Source organism: Pseudoalteromonas sp. AWM4_233 (genome assembly GCF_056158285.1).
This window is the reverse complement of sequence record NZ_JBSWSZ010000001.1, coordinates 2,265,563-2,282,551: the sequence shown is the minus strand read 5'-3', so window position 1 is coordinate 2,282,551 and position 16,989 is coordinate 2,265,563. Positions and strand designations below refer to the sequence as shown.

Below are 16,989 nucleotides of genomic sequence, written 5' to 3'. Positions count from 1 at the left end.
ACTATGCAAGTTTTACTTCTAGATTTTGAAGATTTTGACGAGTTATATCGTTGTTATATGCCCGCATTAAAGCACGGCGGCTTGTTTGTTAAAACTAACTCTCGTTTTGATATGGGGCAGCCTTTATCGCTGCGCGTGACTTTGCCAGATGCATTAGAAGAAGATGTCATTGAAGGCAAAGTAGTATGGATAACACCGCAAGGCGCGCAAAATTCAAATCCACCAGGCGTGGGCGTTGGCTTTTCTGAGGGGAATGAAACAGTCAACGATAAAATCATAAAGTTGCTGGGGACAGCACTTAATTCAGAAAAACCCACCTACACCATGTAAGAGTAGTTATGATTGTAGATTCGCACTGCCATTTAGATAGATTAGATTTTGATAAACTTGGTTTATCACTCCCAGAAGCTTTAGATGCAGCAAGACAAAAGCAAGTCGAGCACTTTTTATGTGTGAGCGTCACACTTGAACAATTCCCGAGTATGCTAGACAAGGTACGAGCATTTGATGATATTTCAGTCTCATGTGGTGTGCACCCCTTAAACCAAGATCAAGCCTTGGATAAAAGGCAGTTATTGTCATTGGCGCAACATGATAAAGTGGTTGCGATTGGCGAAACGGGCCTAGATTATTACTACTCAAAAGACACGCATTCTGTACAACAAGAGAGTTTTGTTGGACATATTGAGGTGGCCAATGAACTACAAAAGCCGCTGATCATTCATACCCGAGATGCCCGAACTGATACCATAGATCTAATGAAAGCCCATAGTGCCGATAAATGCGGTGGTGTTTTGCATTGTTTTACTGAAGATTGGAGCATGGCAAAGCAAGCACTAGATTTAGGTTTTTATATTTCGATCTCAGGTATTGTGACCTTTAAAAATGCGGTTGAATTAAAAGAGGTGGTGAAACAAATACCACTAGATAGATTACTCATCGAAACTGACTCACCTTACCTAGCGCCAGTGCCTTATCGTGGCAAAACCAATCAGCCAGCTTATGTGCAAGATGTTGCCTATTATATTGCTGACTTAAAGGGCATCACATACAAAGAGCTCGCAACGGCAACAACTAACAACTTTTATGATCTTTTTAGCTTAGCAAAGCGCAAATAATCGTCATGTCAGTTGTAAATACACATCTTCCAGAACTTTTACTTGGCCCGATGGTTCGTCGGGCCGAAATTAATAATGTGTGTTTGCAACTTGTCACTTCAATGCCTCGGGCCGTGCGCTTTGAGTTTAAAGGCACTGAGGTTGAAAACGAAGTACTCGAAATACCACTTGGTAAGCATTGTTTTTTCTACATAGTGAATGTGAAACCAAATAGTGGTGAGCTTATTGCCGATACAGCAATAGGCTATACGTTGTATCTCGATGAGATTAAAACGGATTTGTCAGCTTATTGTTACCCTCATGCCAATATACCTGAGTTTGTGATCCCAAATGTTTTAAAGCAGGTATTACACGGCTCTTGTCGTAACCCGCATTATCCTGTTGAAGATTCGCTGGCGAGTGCAGATGAAACGCTTTCTCAGGCGAGACTCAATGAAACAACAGCACCAACATTATTATTGCTTTCTGGCGATCAAATCTATGCCGATGATGTGGCTGGGTCAATGCTTCAAGCCATCTATGCTGTTATTGAGCAACTCGGTTTGTTCAAAGAAGCCCGAACTGAATATATAAATTTACCTGATAATTTATCAGAGCAATTATTTGCAAGAACGCCGTACTTACCAAAAACACCATGGCAAGAGCGTTCAAAACGCAGTTTAGGATATTGGCTTCGCAAAGATGACCCACACTTCACCAGCGCGCATGCAGCCAATCACCTTGTTTATTTAGAAGAGTTTGTTGCTTATTATTTATTGGCGCATAGTGAAGCGTGCTGGCGGTTATTTGATTTTGAAAAAGCACATTTTAAAACTACCAACGCCAAACAAACAGAGTTATATGAATTACAAAAAAACAGCCTAAAGGGGTTTGTAAAGAGTTTACCAAAGGTTGCAAGGTTATTTGCTAACATCTCAACTTTAATGATGTTTGACGATCATGATGTTACCGACGATTGGAATTTAACCGCTCAATGGGAACAAAACATTTCGTCTAACCCTGCCAGTCAACGAATTATCAGCAATGGTTTGTTGTCTTATTGGCTCTTCCAAGGGCTTGGTAATGACGCAGGTTCAATGTCTAAATCACTTTTAACTCACTTCAGCTCTAGTCTAAAGTCAAGTGAGTGGCATCTGACAGAATTTGATACGCACATTCATCAGTTCGATAACTGGCATTACTGTCTTGAAACAACGCCGAAGCTAGTTGTATTAGATACAAGAACTCACCGTTGGCGTAATGAGCAAAACTTTAATGAGCCCAGTGGCTTAATGGACTGGGAAATGCTGATGTTTCTGCAAACTCAGCTTCAGCATCAAAAAGAAACAATTATAGTGTCTCCTGCACCAGTATTTGGGGTAAAAGCCATTGAAGCGGTGCAAGCCATTTTTAACGCCTGTGGTCACCCTTTGGTTGTCGATGTTGAGAACTGGATGGCCCATGAAGGCGCGGCAAGAAAGCTAATGGATATTTTTAGGCGAAGTGATACGCCGATAGAAACTATTATTTTATCGGGCGACGTACATTATTCGTTTTGTTTTTCTGTGCAAGCACGCTTTGGTCAACACGATAACCGTATTTGGCAATTAACTGCATCAGGGATTAAAAATGAATTCCCTAAAACCCTGTTGAAGTGTTTTGATCATTTAGACTCATTTTTATACGCGAGATGGAGCCCGCTCAACTTTTTTACTAAACGTTGGCAAATGAAAGTGACCAAACATCTTTGTCGCTCTGAGCATTTGCGCTCACCTTATCTTTTATCTCACGCTGCAATCAGTCTTATTGAGCTTGAAAATAACAAACTCGCAGGCTACTACCTGTTGCATGCTGACGGGTCAAAAAGCGATTTCGAACTCTAAAAACTTGTTTATTTTTTAGTGAGTTTTAATAGCTTTGCTATATTTAAAACACTTTGGTGTGTTTGATGGCAGGGTATGAGAGCGACAATTCTATCTTTTCTATTTCTGCTTTTTTCTAGTCAATTGGTACTGGCTGTGCCGCAGTTTACTGATACGGCTCAGATCATGCGTTCTTACGATTATAGTGCAGGCCTTACGCAAAGCTCTATTACAGCGCTAGCTCAAGATCAGTTTGGTTATATTTGGGTGGGCACCCAAGCGGGCTTGAATAGATTCGATGGCCATGAATTCAAACAGTTTCAACCAAAGCAGCAAGATAAAAATAGCCTCTCTGGTGGTTTCATCACCGACATTTGTATCAGTGATCAAGATGTCTGGATAGGTACACACACAGGGTTAAGTCGATACAATACGCAAAATGGCCGGTTTCATTCTTTTTTGGCAAGTGACTATGACGCGATAACCTCTGACAGAGTGAATGATTTAACTTGTCAAAGCGCGCATGTATTGGTGTCGACCGCCAACGGTGAAAGTTATCAAATTAACAAAAGTACATTAGAAGTAAGCCGCTCTCCCGTTGTTGGCAATTTCATTCGCTCACCAGAGACACAAAATAATAATATTTATTATCTTACCGACAAAGGTTTAATGAGAATTAACGAGCAGCAACAGTCGCTATTGCTATTCGAAGGTGAGTTCAAAATGCTCAAGGTTAGGGGGCAAAGAGTATTCCTGCTGACGAAAAGTGAAGAGCTGATAGTTTATGATCTGTTATACAGCAGAGTTTTGTGGTCGAAAACGTTTGCTGAAGTCTCGAACATCACCCTGAATAACTTGTATCTTTCGACCAATGAAATATTGCTCGCGACAAATAACGGTGTTTATCTATTCCATTTCGATGGCACCTTGTTAAATCATTGGTACAAGCGTCAGCAAGCAAATGGCCTTCAAGATAATAATATTTTGTCCGTTATGAGAGACGACAATAAAGGCATCTGGATTGGTACAGAAACCCGAGGTTTACATTTTTTTAGCCAACTGAGCGAATCGTTTGGACATGTCAGTACTGATAATTATCCAGATTCACCTTTGGCCACGCCAGACACTCGCAGTTTTGCCATCGATAAACTAGATAGAGTTTGGGTAGGCACCTCTGCTGGTGTTTATGTTTTTAATGGGCAAGGGTTCATCGAGTCTCAATTTATTTATAAGGCGTTAGTTGCTGTACAAGGCAGTTTTATAACTAAGTTATTTATGCATGGCAGCGATTTATGGATAACAACACGAGGTAATGGTGTCTTTCGGTTCTCATTTGACACAGAGAACCTTGACCATTTTAAGCCCGATTTTGGTAATGGGCCGGAGTTAAGTTTTAACGATATTACTCTTTATGACGGTGTGTTATTACTCTCTTCAAGAACAATGGGTTTGATGTTTTTTAATGAAAATACGAGTAAGTTAATGCCGTATTTTGCAATTTCACTCGATGCACCTTCTCATGTTTCTTCATTGCTTGTTGTAAAAGAAGAGCTCTGGTTTGGCAGTATTGGCAATGGGTTATTCCGCTATAAAGGGGATGAACTTCAACAAATTAATACGTCAGATGGACTACTGTCTAATTTGGTTTTCATGCTTGTTCAAGATGCCTATGGCAGAGTATGGGTCGCCAGTGAGCAAGGGATCACGCTGATCCATAGCGACTTTAGTATCGACCGTACTTTCACACAAAATGAAGGGCTAAGTAATACAGCAATTTGGGGTCTGATTTATGACGGTGTTGGGCACGTTTGGGCTGGAACAAGTGGTGGGCTCAGCCGTATTGATATTAGTAACTTTAATGTGCACAACTTTTCGCCTACAGATGGTATTCAAGATAATGAATTTAATTATAATGCAGCCTGGTTGGCACCTGACGGGCGGTTGTTTGTTGGTGGCGCGAAAGGGTTCAATCAATTTTACCCGCAAAAACTCGATGTAGATAACTCTGCAAGGCCATTATTAGTAAGCGAAATTGAGCTATTGGGCGAGTCACTTAAGCCTGCAGAGGGCTCTGTATTGTCGGTTGCCCCTGAACTGGCTGAGGGACTAAGTCTAAAACATAACCAAGACATTATTTCTTTGAACTATTCCAGCTTGGACTATGGCGCAGAGCAAAACCAGTTTTATTACCGTGTTATAGGGTTGAGCGAGCAATGGTTAAAACTTGCAAATGGGGTAAGACAAGTTAGTTTATTAAAACTCAAACCAGGAAGCTACATAGTTGAAGCTTATACCATTAATCGATTTAATGTCGCTTCACCAGTTCATCAGTTTTCACTCAGTATTGCAGCGCCTTGGTGGTGGAATAATGGCTCTAAAAGCTTTTATATCTTTTTAGTATTAACCCTCATAGCCTCTGTTGTTTATGCCCGTCAACAGAGATACAAAAAAGTTGTTCGTGACAATATTAAAATGTCAGAGTTGAGGCAGCGCTTAGAGTGGTCACTGTGGGCCAGTGGTGACGAGCTTTGGGACTGGCATGTGAATAGCAACCAAATATATCGTCACACAGTGTCTTCGAAAGTTGATTATGGTGATGCAGGCACAGTGATGACCATTGACGATTTTGATCAATTCGTCCATCCAAAAGATTGTATATTGATTGAAGAGAAAGTTCGTGAATGTATAGAAGGTAAAACAGACAGCTACGAAATAGCAATACGGGTTAAAGATTTGTTTGAGCAATGGACTTGGGTACTTGATAGAGGAAAAGTTGTTAAGCGTGACCAGAGTGGCAAAGCAACACGTATAGCAGGGGCACTAAAGGACATTGCAGAACTAAAGAAAAATCAAGAAGCACTCCAGAAGCTAAATGAACAATTAGAGATCAACGTCGCTATGCGAACCGATGAGCTTTATAAAAAGAATCAGAAACTTGAGCAGGCGATGATGGAGTTGCAACATACACAACAAGAATTGATCGAAAGTGAAAAAATGGCTTCATTAGGTAGTTTAGTTGCAGGGGTTGCTCACGAAATAAACACGCCTTTAGGTGTTGCATTGACGGCACTTACTTACAACCAAGAAAGTTTGGCTGCGATAGAGTATAAGCTTGAGAACAAGTCACTGAGGCAGCAAGATTTAGATAATGCAATCAATGAACAAAACCAAGGTTATGGACTGATTTTAAGAAACTTAGATAGGGCGCAAAGCTTAATTAGTAATTTCAAGCAAGTTGCTGTTGACCAATCAAGCGAACAAGCAAGAAACATCTTTATAAAATCTTATCTAAAAGAAGTATTTGATTCATTGGTCCCCTTAACAAAGGGAAAGCAAATAGAGATAGACATAGAAGGAGAAGATTTTGAATTGCACACTTACCCTGGCGCAATATATCAAGTAATGACTAATTTATTGAACAATTCGATGATCCATGGCTTTGAAGGCGTTGATTTTGGCAATATCAAAGTTTCTATCCACCAAGACGGAGAGTTTTGGCATCTGAGCTATGACGAAAATGGTAAGGGAATGAGTGCTGAAATGCTTAAAACAGTGTTTGACCCTTTTGTAACCACTAAGCGGAATCAAGGCGGATGTGGTTTGGGTATGCATATAGTCTATAACCTGATTACGCAGCTTTTAAAAGGGGAAATCAAGTGTAACTCTACATTAGGTGCAGGTATTACTGTAAAACTCAAATTACCTATCGAGTTACTCAAAGATTACTGATATACATTGCTTAATATCAACTTTTCGGCTGTGTAGCATTTTAATGTGTTACCTGATTTTATATACTCACCACTCTAGATTATTCTAATTACTTTGAGGTTATAGATGACTCAGCTTTTTCCAAAATCACGACTAAAATGGGCCTGTAGAAGGGGAATGCTAGAACTAGATGTACTGCTTGGACCGTTTGTTGATGAAGCTTTTGACGAGTTGCCTGACCCTGAAAAACTAATTTTTCAACGTTTACTCGAAGTGGAAGATCCTGATTTATTTGCTTGGTTTATGGGCCATGAAAAGTGTCCAGATCCAGAGCTAAACAAAATGGTTCAGTTTATACTTGGCCGCGTCAAAGTATAAAATCATATTTGCAGATAACCGGCAAGACTTCAGGGTCATAGTGCTGTTCTTGTCGGTTTTAAGCTTTGCCACCTTTCTCGTTTCTGCACATCTGATTTCTTTCTTGTTTATTTGCATCGCGGCAGTTTTAGCGTTTTTACTTTTTTATAAAATTACCCAAGATACGACGCCACTTAGTGGAACACTGTTACTTGACTGTGAAGATAATTATATCGAAGTGCATAGTGAAAGGGCGGTATCTGGGCATATTATTTCAGCACAACTAAAGTTTTCCGTCTTATCTTTAAAAATCAGAACCCCCCAAGAAAAATCAGAAACCATACAATTTCTGGCTTCTTCGATGAGTGAAAAAGATTGGCGAAGAATATGCCGATTCGCTTTGAATGAAAAAGATCCAATCCTCAAAAATGATTTGAACATTTAAGAGGATCGGTTTTGAAGAGCGAGACCCGCTTTTTGTCTATGGTTTTAAAACTGTGGGTGTGGGGTTATCACTCTGCTCAGGGTAGTCGAGTGTGTAGTGTAAGCCACGACTCTCTTTACGCTCCAACGCACTACGAATAATTAATTCAGCAACTTGTACTAGGTTTCTAAGTTCTAACAAGTTATTACTAACTCTGAAGTTGGCATAATATTCTTGGATCTCTTGTTGTAAGAGTTCGACACGCCTTAAGGCACGCTCCAAGCGTTTTGTCGATCGAACTATGCCGACATAATCCCACATAAACAATCTTAGCTCATGCCAATTATGAGTGATCACGACTTCTTCGTCTGAATTGCCTACTTGGCTTTCATCCCATTGATTGATTCCATCAGGGGCTTGTGATTTTTCGAGTTTAGATAAAATATCTTTGGCTGCAGCATGCGCGAACACAATGCACTCGAGTAATGAGTTACTCGCCATACGGTTCGCGCCGTGTAGACCTGTATAAGCGACTTCTCCAATCGCATATAGATTTTGCAAGTCAGTCTGACCATTAAAATCTGTCATTACACCGCCACAGGTATAATGTGCAGCTGGTACAACAGGAATTGGTTCTTTTGTAATATCTAGCCCTACACTCAAACATTTTGCGTAAATGGTAGGAAAGTGCTCAATGATAAAGTCTTTGTCTTTGTGTGAGATGTCTAAATAAACACAATTGGCGCCTAAACGCTTCATCTCGAAATCGATCGCTCTGGCAACAATATCACGCGGTGCGAGTTCTTCGCGCTCGTCAAAATCAGGCATAAATCGCGTGCCATCTGGGCGCTTTAAGTGGGCACCTTCACCGCGCATTGCTTCTGTTATCAAAAAGTTTTGCAACTCGGGGTGATAAAGGCTAGTAGGGTGGAATTGATTAAATTCCATATTCGCAACACGACAACCAGCGCGCCACGCCATTGCGATACCGTCACCGCTAGACACATCAGGGTTAGAAGTATAAAGATAGACTTTACTCGCGCCACCGGTGGCAAGGGCAACAAACTTAGCAGAAATCGTTTCTACTTTGTCGGCAAGGCGATTATAAACATAGACACCTTTTACAGGTTGAATGTCACACTCAGTATCTTTTACCAAATCAATGGCATTGTAGTTTTCAAGCAGCTTAATATTGTTATGAGATTGTACTTGGCTAACTAAGGTAGTTTGAACGGCCTTACCTGTTGCATCCGCGGCATGCAGAATACGTCTGTGGCTATGTCCACCTTCACGTGTTAAGTGATAGCGCTCTTTACCTTTGCTATCAAACTCCATGTCGAAAGGAACACCTTGTTCAATTAACCATTTTAAACAAGCTTTTGCATTACTTGCCGTGTAGTGCACAGCATCCCTGTCACATAAACCGCCGCCGGCTGCTAACGTGTCTTCAACGTGCGATTCAATACTGTCATTTTTTTTATCAAAAACAGCTGCTATGCCACCTTGAGCATAAAGTGTAGACCCTTCTTTTAAAGACCCTTTACTGATCACCGTAACGCTACAGTGCTCAGCAAGTGAAAGTGCAAGGCTCAATCCGGCAGCACCACTACCAATGACAACCACGTCAGTTTCATGGTTATTGATTTGTTTCATATTCGAATCTTCGTTTTTCTATGTGATGTACATTAACAAGTGTACTATGATCGTAAAAGTACGAACGTTTGGCCAAAATAGACTTTCAAAAAGAGGTTATTTTAGGCGTTTGAACGATATTTTAAAAAAAATTTCAAAAAAACAGAACTTTTTATTTATTAGTGTGTCTCAATTGCTGTGAAAGATGGCAACTCACATTTAGTTACAATTATAAAAAAGAGGAGTACCGGCTCGAATGAGCGAGCAGGAATTGGATTTAGCATTGGTCAAGCGGGTACAGCAAGGAGATAAAAACGCCTTCAACCTCTTAGTTGCCAAATATCAAAACAGAATCGCAGGTCTTATCTCTCGATATGTATCAAATCAAAGCGATATAGCTGACGTAGCACAAGAAGCGTTTATAAAAGCGTATCGTGCTCTGCCTAATTTTAGAGGTGAGAGTGCATTTTATACTTGGCTGTACCGTATTGCGGTTAACTGTTCTAAAAATTATTTGGTGGCTCAAGGTCGTAAACCGCCAGCCAACGATATTGATGCTGAAGAAGCTGAACTCTACGACAACGCAGATTCTCTTCGTTCAAATGCATCACCCGAGAATTTATTGCTGAGTGATGAAGTTAAAGCAGTTATTTATAAAACCATAGATGGCTTGCCTGATGACTTAAAAACAGCTATTACCCTTCGAGAAATAGAGGGGATGAGCTATGAGGAAATTGCAGTGATTATGGACTGTCCGGTTGGAACAGTCAGATCGCGAATTTTCAGAGCGCGAGAAGCAATTGATAATAATTTAAACCCAATGATTAGTGAGTCTTAAATATGGCCCAAGCTAATAAAGCTGAGAATGAACAAGTAAGCACTTCAGAGATCTTTGACGGTGAGCGCATCCTAGATGATGCAAGTTTAAGTCAATTAGACTCTGAAAAGTTTTCGCGTTATGCCATGATTGGTGATGCATTGAGAGCTAAAAGCGACAATGCAATAACGATTGACATTACTGCAAGCGTTGCAGCAGCATTGGCAGATGAACCTTGCCACAATGTAAAAGGCATTGAAGAAGTCGCTCATCAACCTGCGCAATCTAATGTTGTCAGTATCAGTAGTTGGAAAAAGCCGTTTTCTCAAATCGCGATAGCGGCGAGCGTTGCATTAGTTGCGGTATTAGGTGTAAACACCATGCAGCAGACACCTGTTGTTGGTGATGATTTACCTGTACTACAGTCCATTCCTGTGGCGGGTGGTGTTGCTCCGGTGAGTTTCTCATCTGAGGGTTCCGCATTACAAAGTGCCCAGCAAGGAGTAAGAGAGCTTCAGCAGCAACGCATTGGCGCACTTGTTCTTGAACATCAACGTCAATCTAGAATGGCCCATGCTTTACATCAGGCAAAAACTGAAAAAGTAGAAGAGAGTAAAGAATCTAATTAATGAAGCCGTTTATTTTTCTTATTAGTTTATGTTTTTCTATAGTAGTTCAGGCATCTGAGCTACTTTCCGCAAAACAGTTACTACAAAATATGGCAACTGCTGTGCATCAAAGAAATTTTGATGCTTCTTTTGTAGTGATGAAAGAAAAGGGCATGGAGCCATATCGTTGGTTACATGCACAACATCAAAATCAAGAATTAGAGCTGTTAAGCTTGCTTAATGGTGCTGGCCTTGAAATTGTCCGTGTTGATGACAAGGTCACTTACTTTGAGCCACAATCGACACCTTACTCAATTAAAACAGACACAATTGCTGGGCCAATCCCTGAAGTGCTTTTTAAAGACATAGCAGTGTTAGAACAAGATTATGATTTTGTTCTTGGCGGAAAAGGGCGGATCGCAGGACGTCCTGCTCAGCTTGTACGTTTAGAATCAAAAGACAGTGGAAAATACAATTATTGGCTGTGGATTGATACCGAATCATCCCTGTTATTAAAAGCGGCTTATGTGAATCAGGCGGGTGAACTGCTTGAACAACTTCAGCTTACTCATATTAGTGTTACACCTGAGCCTGCACAACAGCTTGTCGAGCTCTTAAACAGAGAGTTCCCTGAACCAACTCTTGTTAGCGAAAATGTGATAAGCCCACAATCTCAGTCTAATTGGCAGATCGATTGGTTACCGCAAGGATTTACCTTGTTAAAAGCCGATAGACATAAATTAGATTTAAATAATGAGCTTGCAGATTATTATTTATTTTCAGACGGATTAGTTGAGTTTTCAGTGTTTGTGCAAAGACCGCTGGCTGGTAAAAGACCGAGTGGCGCGTTATCATCAGGTGCAACAACTGTTTATGTTCACAACTCAGGTGCTTTTGATGTATCTGTGGTAGGTAAAATTCCACCGCAAACAGCGAAGAGCATTGCTGAGTCTGTAAAACGAGCTCTATGATAGAACAAACCTTGAGTGTCGCGAAAATTCGCGGCACAACTGCTTATCTTCAAGCTGAACCAAAACCAGCCTGTGAAGGATGTAATGGCAAATGTGGTTCACAAATATTTAGCCGCCTTTTTGGTACACATAAGAAACTCTTTCCCATTGACCTAAATGAATCAGTTGAAGTTGGTCAAAAAATAAAACTCTCTCTTGATGACAGTCAGCTAGTAAATCATGGCGCGTGGGTTTATATGGCACCGTTAATGGGCGCATTTATGATGATGTTCATTGGCGCGCTGTTGTTAAATTTATCTGAACCATTACAGATTTTGTTTGCGTTAATGGGTGGTGTGTTGGGGTTTTTATTAGCACGTTATCGAGTTAGTCGCATTAAACACCAAGTAAAAGTGGTAAAAATTTACCCAATTAGTTTCTCTGTGAAGCAAATAGATGGTGATTAGCGCAAATAAAATGTAAAATCCCACCCTAATATCTAATTTAATGACTTAAGAAGTTTAGAATCCAGAAATATGAAGCATATCCGTAACTTTTCTATTATCGCCCATATCGACCATGGCAAATCAACTTTGTCTGACCGCTTAATCCAAGTCTGTGGTGGTTTAACAGATCGTGAAATGCAGCAGCAAGTTCTGGATTCGATGGACATCGAACGTGAGCGTGGTATCACAATCAAAGCACAGAGTGTAACGTTAAACTACACGGCTGATGACGGTGAAACTTACCAGCTTAACTTCATTGATACGCCAGGACACGTTGACTTCACCTATGAAGTATCACGTTCACTTGCTGCGTGTGAAGGTGCACTATTAGTTGTAGATGCGGGTCAAGGTGTAGAAGCACAAACCCTTGCAAACTGCTACACAGCCATCGAAATGGACTTAGAAGTCATTCCAATTTTAAACAAAATTGACTTGCCTCAGGCCGATCCACTTCGCGTTGCTGAAGAAATTGAAGAAATCGTCGGTATTGACGCGTTAGAAGCCGTTCAATGTTCAGCAAAAACAGGTATTGGTATTAAAGACGTATTAGAAAACATTGTACGCGATGTACCACCGCCAGTAGGCGATTCTGAAGCACCTCTTCAAGCACTCATTATCGATTCATGGTTTGACCCATACCAAGGTGTTGTATCACTGGTACGTATTAAGCATGGTGAATTACGTAAAGGCGATAAAATCAAGATTATGTCAACAGATCAAACACATATTGCTGATCATGTTGGTATTTTTACACCTAAGCAGACAAACACAGGAGTGTTGAAAACCGGTGAAGTAGGCTTTGTGATTGCGGGTATTAAAGATATCCATGGTGCACCTGTAGGTGACACAATTACTTTGACACAAAATGCAGCGCCTGAACGTCTACCTGGTTTCCAACGCGTTAAGCCACAGGTTTACGCGGGTATGTTCCCGATTGCTTCAGACGAATATGACGCTTTCCGTGATGCGCTTAATAAACTAAGCCTAAATGATGCGTCATTATTCTTCGAGCCTGAAAACTCAACGGCACTTGGCTTTGGTTTCCGTGTTGGCTTCTTAGGTATGCTACACATGGAAATTATTCAAGAACGTCTTGAGCGTGAATATAATATGGACCTTATCACTACTGCGCCAACGGTAGTGTATGAGGTAGAAACAAAAGATGGCGTTATTCAAATCGATAACCCGTCAGAGTTACCTCCAGTTAATGACATCATCGAAATTCGTGAGCCGATAGTGGAAGCGAATATCCTTGTTCCGCAAGAATACCTTGGTAATGTAATTACACTATGTATCGAGAAGCGTGGTGTTCAAACCAAGATGGCTTACCACGGCAACCAAGTTGCTGTGACGTATGAGCTACCAATGGCGGAAGTTGTGATGGATTTCTTTGATAAGCTTAAGTCAACGAGCCGTGGTTTTGCGTCACTAGATTATAACTTTAAGCGCTTCCAAGCTTCTGATATGGTTAGGGTTGATATTCTAATTAACGGCGACCGTGTCGATGCATTGGCGATTATCGCGCACCGTGAAGGCTCGCAGCAGCGTGGCCGTCAATTGGCAGATGCGTTGAAAGAGCTTATTCCTCGTCAAATGTTCGATATTGCGATCCAAGCAGCTATCGGTACGCATGTTATTGCGCGTACAACAGTTAAGCAGTTACGTAAGAACGTAATCGCGAAATGTTACGGTGGCGACGTGAGTCGTAAGAAAAAGCTACTTCAAAAACAAAAAGAAGGTAAAAAGCGAATGAAGCAACTGGGTAACGTTGAAGTTCCTCAAGATGCATTCTTAGCAATCCTTAAAGTAGGTAAATAACAGGATTTATTAATGGCAGGCTATTTTTCTGTATTCTTGGTGCTTTTGACTCTTGGGTCAGGCTTGATTTGGTTGATTGACCATTACATGTTCGCACCAAAGCGAAAAGAACGAATTGCGTTGGCACAAGGCGCCACGCAAACTCCTCTTGATGATGATGTGATTGCGCAGATTGCCCCTGAGCCTGCCATTGTAGAGGGGGCGAAGTCGATTTTTCCGATGATTGCTGCAATCACCATCTTCCGTTCGTTTATTTTTGAACCATTTCAAATACCATCAGGCTCCATGATGCCAACGCTATTAGATGGTGATTTTATTTTGGTTCAAAAATATGCGTATGGCATTAAAGATCCGGTTTGGCGTTCACAGATGATTGAAGTCGGTGAACCTGAGCGCGGTGATATTACGGTATTTAAATTCCCACTGGATGAGCGAATTGACTTTATCAAACGCGTCATTGGCCTACCGGGAGACAGTATTGTGTATCGTAATCGCCAACTTTTTATCAAGCCTAATTGTCAAGCAGGTAAAGAGCGCGCTGACAACTTAGTGTGTGGTGAATACAATAAAATAGGCCTTGATATTGTAAACCGTGATGAATTTATGCAAGGACCAATGCCTTTGGTAAGACTGACTGAAGACTTACCAGGTGCACAACATGACATTCTAATAAATCCACAGGCTTTAGAATCTACTGATCGCTATTACCAGCAAACTGGTACTCGTAAAGATGAGTGGGTTGTACCAAAAGACAGTTATTTTGTAATGGGTGATAACCGTAATAACAGTCAAGATGGTCGTATGTGGGGGTTTGTTCCTAAAGAAAACTTAGTGGGCAAAGCTGTATTTATTTGGATGAGTTTTGATTTTGATAATGGCCCAGATAGCCTGTTACCAGGGTGGGTTCCAACCGGTGTTCGTTTTGAACGCCTAGGTAATATTCAATAAAATGAAAAGAAGTGTAGCAGAATTATATAAAAAAATAGGCTATGAATTTAGTGACGAGTCATTGCTTGAACAAGCCATGACTCACCGTAGTCACAAAGGCCAACATAATGAACGTTTGGAGTTTCTGGGCGATTCTATCTTGAGCTACGTGATCGCCGATGCGTTATACAAAAAGTTTCCTAAAGCACGTGAAGGCGATCTAAGTCGCATGCGTTCGACGCTTGTACGCGGTCAAACTTTAGCTGAATTTGGTGTTGAGTTTAATTTAGGTGATTACCTTCGTTTAGGGCCTGGCGAACTAAAAAGCGGTGGTTTTAGACGCGAATCGACACTTGCTGACGCTGTTGAGGCGATCATTGGTGCAGTTTTCTTAGATTCAGATATCGATTCTTGTACTAAGCTTATTTTGACATGGTATGAATCTCGTTTAGCGGCAATTTCTCCGGGTCACAATCAAAAAGATCCTAAAACATTACTGCAAGAGTTTCTTCAGGCTCGAAAACTGCCTTTACCAAATTACACAGTGATCGACACGAAAGGTCAGGCACATAACCAGACATTCACGGTTGAATGTGAAGTGGAAGGGATGGAAAGCATTATTTCTGTGGGCAGTTCACGTCGAAAGGCGGAACAAAAAGCAGCAGAGCAAGCATTGAAGATTTTAAAGAATGACGCCTAATACGCACTGCGGCATGATCGCAATCGTTGGACGCCCTAATGTGGGTAAATCGACGTTACTAAATAAAATTGTTGAACAAAAAGTCAGTATCACCTCGCGTAAACCGCAAACTACCCGTCACCGTATCATGGGTATCCATACTGAAGACAACTATCAAGCCGTTTATGTCGACACGCCAGGTCTTCATATTGAAGAAAAGCGTGCGATTAACCGTTTAATGAATCGTGCAGCATCAAGCTCAATTGGTGATGTTGAATTGATCATTTTTGTGGTTGAAGGTACGCTGTGGACGAAAGACGATGAAATGGTACTAAAAAAAGTCCAAGATAGTGGTCGTCCGGTGCTTATCGTTATGAACAAAACGGATAATGTAAAAGACAAAGAAGCCGTGCTTCCACACATGCAGTGGTTGAGTGAGCAGGGTGACTTTGTTGGCATCGTACCAATTTCTGCCAAGAATGGTAAGAATATCGATATGGTAAAAGATGAGGTTCGCAAACGCCTTCCTGCATGTGAGTTTTACTTCCCAGAAGATTACGTGACCGATCGCTCAATGCGATTCTTAGCGGCCGAAATCATTCGTGAAAAGCTCATGCGTTTCATGGGTGACGAACTCCCTTACTCTGTTACTGTAGAAATCGAACAGTTTAAATGGCAAGACAACGGTGTTTGGCAGATCAATGGCTTGATCTTAGTCGAGCGTCAATCACAAAAGCGTATGGTTATTGGTAATAAAGGCGAAAAGCTTAAAGTTATCGGTCGCGAAGCGCGCAAAGACCTTGAAGATATGCTTGATAACAAAGTATTTCTTGAACTTTGGGTAAAAGTGAAGTCTGGCTGGGCTGACGATGAGCGTGCACTTCGCTCTCTAGGCTACGGAGAAGACTGATTGCATAACGACTTTCGACAAGCTTACTTACTGCATAGACGTCCGTACAGTGACTCTCAGGCAATGCTAAGTATGCTTGTTGAAGGTGTCGGCCATCTAACCATGTTGGCCAGGCTAAAAGGTAAACAGTCGGTTAAACACAGTGCTCAACTTCAACCATTCACCCCAATTTTGTGCCGTTATGCTGGCAACTACGACCTAAAATACTTAAACCAATTCGAGTTAGTACAAAACCCACTTCCTTTAAAAGGCAAGCCGCTATATTGTGCGTTTTATTTGAATGAGCTCAGCTATAGAGTGATCCCAGCCAGTGAGCCACAAGAATATATTTACGAGCTATATCAAAAACACCTAAAACAATTAGTAGACTGTAATGACTTCGAACCCGTATTACGTTCGTATGAGTATCAGTTACTTGAAGCTTTAGGGTTTGGGGTTGAGTTTGACATGGATGCCGATGGTGATGAGATAAAAGATAAATACTATTACCAGTATATTCCAGAATTAGGTTTTGTTGTTACCGACAATCCGCAAATGGGGTTTAATGGTAAAGTACTTAACCTTATGGCAAGTGGGGAGTTTGCAGAACCTGAGGTGCGCAAACCAGCAAAGTATTTAAGTCGGTATTTATTAAAACCACTTTTAGGAAACAAGGCTTTAAAGAGTCGAGAATTATTTTTATCAAGGTAAGGCA

16 protein-coding genes are annotated in these 16,989 nt (G+C 41.0%); 15 read left to right on the top strand and 1 reads right to left on the bottom strand.

Going from position 1 to position 16,989, the window contains the following annotated elements; all coding sequences use genetic code 11:
* Positions 1-3 precede the first annotated feature (3 nt).
* From ACXAC4_RS10150 to ACXAC4_RS10125, 6 genes are all read left to right on the top strand, one after another.
* Entirely contained in the window at positions 4-330 is a 327-nt protein-coding gene (locus tag ACXAC4_RS10150) for a PilZ domain-containing protein (protein WP_058030124.1), read from the top strand.
* 8 nt (positions 331-338) lie between these two features.
* Positions 339-1,118: a TatD family hydrolase gene (locus ACXAC4_RS10145; protein ID WP_475161096.1), complete on the top strand. Its 780-nt coding sequence runs from the start codon at positions 339-341 to the stop codon at positions 1,116-1,118.
* Positions 1,119-1,123: 5 nt separating this feature from the next.
* Complete coding sequence (locus tag ACXAC4_RS10140; protein ID WP_475161094.1) at positions 1,124-2,980, top strand: metallophosphoesterase family protein; 1,857 nt, start codon at positions 1,124-1,126, stop codon at positions 2,978-2,980.
* A gap of 75 nt (positions 2,981-3,055) precedes the next feature.
* Complete coding sequence (locus tag ACXAC4_RS10135; RefSeq protein ID WP_475161092.1) at positions 3,056-6,688, top strand: sensor histidine kinase; 3,633 nt, start codon at positions 3,056-3,058, stop codon at positions 6,686-6,688.
* Between the two features lie 105 nt (positions 6,689-6,793).
* Positions 6,794-7,045: an FAD assembly factor SdhE gene (locus ACXAC4_RS10130; protein ID WP_138482119.1), complete on the top strand. Its 252-nt coding sequence runs from the start codon at positions 6,794-6,796 to the stop codon at positions 7,043-7,045.
* 49 nt (positions 7,046-7,094) lie between these two features.
* A complete protein-coding gene (locus ACXAC4_RS10125) occupies positions 7,095-7,469 on the top strand; it encodes a hypothetical protein (protein ID WP_475161089.1) in 375 nt (124 codons plus the stop codon).
* Positions 7,470-7,505: 36 nt separating this feature from the next.
* On the opposite strand, the gene nadB is transcribed toward ACXAC4_RS10125, so the two are convergent.
* Positions 7,506-9,101, bottom strand: a complete 1,596-nt coding sequence (nadB, locus tag ACXAC4_RS10120; protein WP_475161088.1) for an L-aspartate oxidase — start codon at positions 9,099-9,101, stop codon at positions 7,506-7,508.
* Positions 9,102-9,336: 235 nt separating this feature from the next.
* Between nadB and rpoE the strand changes: the two genes are divergently transcribed.
* The 9 genes from rpoE (at position 9,337) to recO (ending at position 16,985) form a co-directional block, all read left to right on the top strand.
* Positions 9,337-9,918, top strand: a complete 582-nt coding sequence (gene rpoE, locus ACXAC4_RS10115) for an RNA polymerase sigma factor RpoE (protein WP_058030117.1) — start codon at positions 9,337-9,339, stop codon at positions 9,916-9,918.
* A gap of 2 nt (positions 9,919-9,920) precedes the next feature.
* A complete protein-coding gene (locus ACXAC4_RS10110) occupies positions 9,921-10,526 on the top strand; it encodes a sigma-E factor negative regulatory protein (RefSeq protein WP_349286163.1) in 606 nt (201 codons plus the stop codon).
* Positions 10,526-11,476 (top strand): MucB/RseB C-terminal domain-containing protein, encoded by a 951-nt coding sequence (locus ACXAC4_RS10105; protein WP_349286162.1) that lies wholly within the window; start codon positions 10,526-10,528, stop codon positions 11,474-11,476. Before ACXAC4_RS10110 ends, ACXAC4_RS10105 begins: the two co-directional genes overlap by 1 nt.
* The gene (locus ACXAC4_RS10100; protein WP_475161084.1) at positions 11,473-11,922 is read left to right on the top strand and encodes a SoxR reducing system RseC family protein; all 450 of its coding nucleotides are present in this window, start codon (positions 11,473-11,475) and stop codon (positions 11,920-11,922) included. Before ACXAC4_RS10105 ends, ACXAC4_RS10100 begins: the two co-directional genes overlap by 4 nt.
* 69 nt (positions 11,923-11,991) lie before the next feature.
* On the top strand, positions 11,992-13,779 hold the full coding sequence (gene lepA, locus ACXAC4_RS10095; RefSeq protein ID WP_058030113.1) for a translation elongation factor 4: 1,788 nt from the start codon (positions 11,992-11,994) through the stop codon (positions 13,777-13,779).
* Between the two features lie 12 nt (positions 13,780-13,791).
* On the top strand, positions 13,792-14,727 hold the full coding sequence (gene lepB, locus ACXAC4_RS10090) for a signal peptidase I (protein WP_475161079.1): 936 nt from the start codon (positions 13,792-13,794) through the stop codon (positions 14,725-14,727).
* A gap of 1 nt (position 14,728) precedes the next feature.
* Positions 14,729-15,406 carry a ribonuclease III gene (gene rnc, locus ACXAC4_RS10085; RefSeq protein WP_138482104.1) on the top strand — a complete coding sequence of 226 codons (678 nt, stop codon included), beginning with the start codon at positions 14,729-14,731 and terminating at the stop codon, positions 15,404-15,406.
* On the top strand, positions 15,396-16,295 hold the full coding sequence (era, locus tag ACXAC4_RS10080) for a GTPase Era (RefSeq protein WP_349286160.1): 900 nt from the start codon (positions 15,396-15,398) through the stop codon (positions 16,293-16,295). Before rnc ends, era begins: the two co-directional genes overlap by 11 nt.
* Positions 16,296-16,985 carry a DNA repair protein RecO gene (gene recO, locus ACXAC4_RS10075; protein ID WP_475161076.1) on the top strand — a complete coding sequence of 230 codons (690 nt, stop codon included), beginning with the start codon at positions 16,296-16,298 and terminating at the stop codon, positions 16,983-16,985.
* Positions 16,986-16,989 lie beyond the last annotated feature (4 nt).